We start from the raw sequence: 3,769 nt of genomic DNA on the forward strand, positions 1-3,769 counted from the left end.
CATCTTGGCCGAGGCACGACCTCGAGACCGGATACGTTGGCGCAGACTGAAGAGCCGGAAAGAAATCCCTTGCAGGCGGGGCGAGCCATACGTTTTTTGACTGTCAGGCCACGCCGGTCGAAAAACTTCCAGAGCGTGCCGATCGCCGCCTTCAGGCCATGCTCAGCCAGCAGCCTGGCCTGCATCTCGGCCAGCGTGATGTCGCAGTCGGCGTCGATCAGCCCTTGCAGATAGGCCCCCTGCGGATCGAGGTTGGACCCCCGCGGCTGACCCTGTCAGCGCGCCTTGCGCTCTTCGGTTTCGCGCGTCCGGCGAAACCAGACGATCGCCGTTACGATCCCGACGCCAAACCGCTCGGCGGCATGACGGGCCGGCAGCCCTGCCTCAGCCGAGGCGATCACCCGCTCACGCATCTAGCCAGTTTTCCACTTCTCCCGTTTGCGACCAAAACAACAAAAACCCCGGGTCTCCCCGGGGTTCCTGTGCAATCACCGTAGGTTCTACGGAGCGAAACCAATCAGAAGTCGCGCTGAATCCGAAGTCGGCCTTCAAAGACGTCTTGATTGCTTTTGATAAACGTTAAACCATTAACACTGCGGTTGAAATCGACGACTTTGCCTGCCGGATCAAGACGACGGTAGAGCACTTCTACGCCAAGATCAAGATCCTTTACTGGCGACCAAATCACATTCGAACCCACCTGGATGAGCGACGTATCAGCCGTGTAGCCCGTCAGGTTGCCGCGGGCACCCGCAACAATCGGCGATTGAACAGTCGAATCATAGTCAAGCTTCGTATAGTTGGCGAAGACGGCTTGGCGAACCTGAGGAGTCCAGTAATGCCGGAAGGCGGCCGTCAGCGAATAACCTTTCGTCTTCTTGACGTTTCCAAAGGCATCGACCGCCGCATCAGTCTGAAGCGAACCAAGACCGCCAAGCTGACGAGTCGAGGCAGCATTGAGAAAGCCAAGATAGGCAATCGCGCCTTCGGCATATGTCGCCTGCAGCCAAAGAACGTCGCCAGCCGCAAAAGCAGGCAGGTTCAGCATCAGCCCGCCCTGAATGGCGTATCCGTATACCGTATCCTGGTTGAGAGCTCCGCCGACCGGCTTATTGAGCTCCTGCAGCGCAGCGGAAAGCTGAGCCGAGCCCCAGCCCTGCGTTAGGTTCAGGTTGCCGACGATATTGGGCAAGCGCGAACCGCCATAGTTGTAGGCAGTCGTACCGGCGGGAAACACGCCCGTGCCGGCAATACGACGCGACGTCGGCTCTTCCGCGCTGATCGTCGCGCTGAAGCCGCTGCCGAATGTCGCCGTGTAGGCGAAGAGAACTGGATCGAAAAGATAGCTGTCCGAGCCCGATGACCCGCTCCAGTTCAGAGCGTTGGCGTAGAAGTCGAAGAACGACGTCGCACGACCGGCCGTGATCGGACCGAACTGAATGAACGCTTTGTTCAGATCGATGGTCTGGGTGAAAGCCTGGGTCGCAATCGGAGTCAAGATAGTCTGATTGGTCACAAGTCCGGCATAGTTGCCGCCATTTCGGGTCATCTCGTAACGAATAAAAGTTCTCAGCGTGCCATAGGCGGTCGCGGTGCGAGCGTCGATGTTCAACGTTCCGCGTGCGCGAAAGCCGGAAACGTCCTGCTGTCGGTTGAAAGCCTCAAGATACCGCGCTTCGGCGCGAACACGGCCAGCGAAGCGCAGGCAGGTTTCGGTGCCGGGGATGTAGAAGAAGCCTGCGCCATAGGCGGAGCAGACGCGAACGTATTCGACCGGAGCGGCCTTCCGCGAAGGAAGATCGGCGGCCTGAGCCCCGGCGACCGCGGCGATACCGGCGGCAGAACCGAGGAGGAGGCTCTTAACGAGCTTCATTGGTAACCTCCAAATGAGTTTCGAGACCCTCGGGCTTCGGTCCGTTCCGTTTCGGCAGCCCCAGGAGACCAAACCGAAGAACTCGCCTATTCCCGGCTTTTCGCCCGTCCCTGAACCATTCAGAGGCGAAGACGAAAAACAGCGACCGGGAATTGCCCGACGCAGAAACACCATACGAATGCGGGGTTGCCGATCAACCTCAATCACGCCGCCGGAAGCCTAAAAGGCGGCGCTTCGGCGGGATTAGCCGCCAATGTGGCTATCAAGCAACATATAGGAAATGGACGCCTTCAATACGCGCCAATTAAAGATCGCAGCTTGAAAAGCACTCCAAATATTAAAGGTTAATTCCTTTAGCTATAGAATTAACTTGCTGCATTTGTTTGACCTCTTCTACGAGATTTGACGAAATTCGTCGCATGTCAGCTAACAATTTTTTGATCTTTTTTTCCGACACAACCATACTATGTATGCCGTTAATACGGTACTTATCCTGTATTTTTCTTGCTAAATCGACAGATAATAACTTTTTTTGCAGTAACACTGCGCTAACAAATGCTGGAGAGCAGTTCAATTCGCTAGCGAACTGTTTTTGATTCAGTCCGGCAACAGATAGTGCAGCATTTATAATATCACGCGAGAAGTTTATATATGAATCATACCCATCAATATAAACCTCTATTTTATTAAACTCAGTCGCTATTTCGTTCAAGCCAAAACGGTCATCGTACTCTAACTTCAATTTTACGTTTCCGCTATCATCATAATTCGCTTCATTAGGCTTATCACGGCACGTAATTTCGTCGCCGCTGTCGGTCGATTTGAAGCCAATCCCCTGTGCAATGTAATAGCCTCTAAGGCGCGCCAAAGTGGTATCAGCTATCGCGCGCGAGCCCCGCTCGAATTCCGTCAGCGTTCGTTTTCCTATTGGAGCTTGCTCGCAGACTGTCTTCATATCCAGATTCAAAAATGCGCGTGCTGCTCGGGCCTGTCCAGGAGTCATTCCATCTCTTTCCGGCGCTACACTGAAGTCACTCAGAATACTCCCTATCATAGCGGGCAGGAAGCGGTTGCAGGAGGCATTCCCGGCCAGCCTCGAATCCGCGTTGTGAACCGCTCCGGACTTGTCGGAGGCTCCAACTCCTGAGCAACCAGCCATGGCGGCGTGACTCAACGAAACGGCCTACGGGAAACCCGGAGGGATCAACAAGCTGACCCCAATTAGGATCGATTAGGACGGGCCGGCTTTTTCACTCGCCATAGCGGAGGTCACCCGACCAAGGCAAAAAAGCTTAACGAAAACGAAAATGCACTATTGCAACTCATTCTCATATGCATATTTTCGCTCATCGTGGGGTTAGGGTACGACCTGGAGGCTAGCTCGCTGTCGCTTTCGTCCTTTCCGCAATGACCGCTGTCGTCGCCGACCTTGCCGTGCGCAACGGACGCTCAGTTAACTAGCAACATCACGAAATCATAGCTCCATGGAGCCTTTATGAACCTATCCTACGCTGTCACAGCATATTTTGTTGGTATTACTCTCGCCCTTGCCCAACCTCAGGGCCAGACGGATCGTATCCAACCGCCGGGCGGCGGTGATGGAACTGATGACCGTCCTGCCAAGGGGATCCAGGACAACTCTTTCCTGATCGAAGAGGCCTACAATCAGGAGGCCGGGGTCGTTCAGGGTATCGCCACGCTGCGGAAGCAAGGCCGAGATCGCTATATCGCCTTCACAAACGAGTTCCCCCTTGGAAGCCAGATCCACCAATTCTCCTACGTGTTGCCGTACTCGGTCCTAAGAGCCCGTCCCGAAAGGGTTGAGCGACTGGGGCACTCGTGATTCCAAGGGGTTGTTCAGGCCATCTTGGAGCGAGCGATGTGGACCCCAGCCAC

The 3,769-nt window shown here is 55.1% G+C and carries 4 protein-coding genes and 1 pseudogene; 1 reads left to right on the top strand and 4 read right to left on the bottom strand.

Annotated elements, in window-relative coordinates:
* The 4 genes and pseudogenes from ACFPOB_RS23560 to ACFPOB_RS23575 form a co-directional block, all read right to left on the bottom strand.
* Positions 1-185 (bottom strand): annotated as a pseudogene (locus tag ACFPOB_RS23560) (hypothetical protein); the annotation flags it as partial.
* Between the two features lie 90 nt (positions 186-275).
* Positions 276-413 (bottom strand): hypothetical protein, encoded by a 138-nt coding sequence (locus ACFPOB_RS23565; RefSeq protein ID WP_156448947.1) that lies wholly within the window; start codon positions 411-413, stop codon positions 276-278.
* Positions 414-517: 104 nt separating this feature from the next.
* A complete protein-coding gene (locus ACFPOB_RS23570) occupies positions 518-1,873 on the bottom strand; it encodes a porin (RefSeq protein WP_377800811.1) in 1,356 nt (451 codons plus the stop codon).
* 337 nt (positions 1,874-2,210) lie between these two features.
* Positions 2,211-3,047 (bottom strand): helix-turn-helix domain-containing protein, encoded by an 837-nt coding sequence (locus ACFPOB_RS23575; protein ID WP_156448948.1) that lies wholly within the window; start codon positions 3,045-3,047, stop codon positions 2,211-2,213.
* A 321-nt stretch (positions 3,048-3,368) separates the two neighbouring features.
* Between ACFPOB_RS23575 and ACFPOB_RS23580 the strand changes: the two genes are divergently transcribed.
* Positions 3,369-3,716: a hypothetical protein gene (locus tag ACFPOB_RS23580; RefSeq protein WP_377800812.1), complete on the top strand. Its 348-nt coding sequence runs from the start codon at positions 3,369-3,371 to the stop codon at positions 3,714-3,716.
* Positions 3,717-3,769: the final 53 nt, after the last annotated feature.

Source organism: Allobosea eneae, from assembly GCF_042657265.1.
Classification (GTDB): domain Bacteria; phylum Pseudomonadota; class Alphaproteobacteria; order Rhizobiales; family Beijerinckiaceae; genus Allobosea; species Allobosea eneae.